At 29.2% G+C, this 1,504-nt stretch carries 2 protein-coding genes; both read right to left on the bottom strand.

Going from position 1 to position 1,504, the window contains the following annotated elements; all coding sequences use genetic code 11:
* Positions 1-961, bottom strand: a 961-nt coding sequence (locus ACT8VG_RS11190) for a hypothetical protein (protein ID WP_444195932.1), incomplete at its 3' end; no start/stop codon positions are given.
* Positions 946-1,504, bottom strand: a 559-nt coding sequence (locus ACT8VG_RS11195) for a hypothetical protein (RefSeq protein ID WP_444195933.1), incomplete at its 5' end; no start/stop codon positions are given. The genes ACT8VG_RS11195 and ACT8VG_RS11190, both read right to left, overlap by 16 nt.

Genomic DNA, 1,504 nt, shown 5'->3' on the forward strand with positions numbered 1-1,504 from the left:
ACTCTATAGGGCGCAAACGTATACCATAATGTTTAATGATTTTAAAATTCAAATGTCGAATTGACAATAAGTAACGTTGGACTATATTTTCTCTATTTCCATACAAATCTATAGCAATGTCATTCATACCACATATATCCTTTAAACCCTCGAACTGAGCATAAGTATCGTACCTTAAAAGCTTATCAAATTTTGGCATTTGATAGACACGACTACCATACAGCATCTCTACTTGATATGAATTATTAATATCAAGGGTTTTTACATGAGTTCCTGCATCATTATTATTAGTACTTACTGATAGATAAGGGTAGATAAAATATTTATTCGTTAGAATAATATATGCTTCATAATATTTTGACCAAGCTTTATTCCAACTCTTTATCGCACAATAAGTATCAACTTTCGAAAAATCCTCATCCCAATCAGAAAGCCATGTTCTAAACTTATTCCACATAGAATAAGTAAAAGTTTCGCCCCATGTTGAAGTTGACTGATATGCAAAGACATCATAACCATTATTTAAAAAATACAAAGGTAATGAATTAAAACCATTGAATTCATTCTTATATAAAGATATACCGGCAACATTTTCATCGTCCCCATATACTTCGACAGCATTCTTTACATAAGAAAAGAAATAAGGACTAACAGAAATATCATCTTCAAGAATTGTTACTGATTTAAAGAATTTACTTAAATCTCCACATCTATAAATATGTTCCTTTAAGCCTCTTCTTTTTTCTTGAATAATTACGTACTTGTTGCCATGCTTCCATTGAAAGTTGTCCACAAACGAATAAACATCTTGGGCATCACTTTTATCAATGCTTATAACTAAGGCAACCTCTTCATCATAATATGCACTAGACAATGATTTTAACAATCTTGTAATTGATAATAAGCGATTAAAACCAACTACGACTACTGCATGGTGTTGTAAATCTATCTCTTTAAACATTTTAATACTAATGACTTTAAGTTCTTTATTATAATAAAATAACTTTTATAAAACTTTTTTTGTTGGCTGACATTTAGATGCAAAAGAGCCGACAATAAAACATACTTACGTAATGTTTGAGAATTCTTAATACACAATTTAAGTTCTGGGAAGGTAGAAAGCTTGGATAAATCAGCATCTATTGTTGGTGCAGATTTGTCTAAATGAGAAATTAAATTAATTATATTAGCAACCAATTGATCCCCCCAGACTTTGTACAATTGTGATTTTTCAATATCACAAAAAGAATCAAACAATTTTAGCTGCTTGGAACGTAGGTACCACAAACTTTGTACAAATTTAACTTTATATTTCGTAATCAATGAATTTGAATTTATAAATCTATACCAATAAATAGGCTCATTTATGTAATACAAAGACTCTATATGACACATATATTCTGTGCAAAATCCAATATCCTCATAATAAGAGATACTTTCATTAAACCTAATATGAAACTTATTTAAAATGTCAAGTTTATAAATCGTAGTTCCTATACAGTTG

It is taken from the genome of Catenibacterium sp. (assembly GCF_052354645.1).
Lineage (GTDB): Bacteria > Bacillota_I > Bacilli_A > Erysipelotrichales > Coprobacillaceae > Catenibacterium > Catenibacterium mitsuoka_A.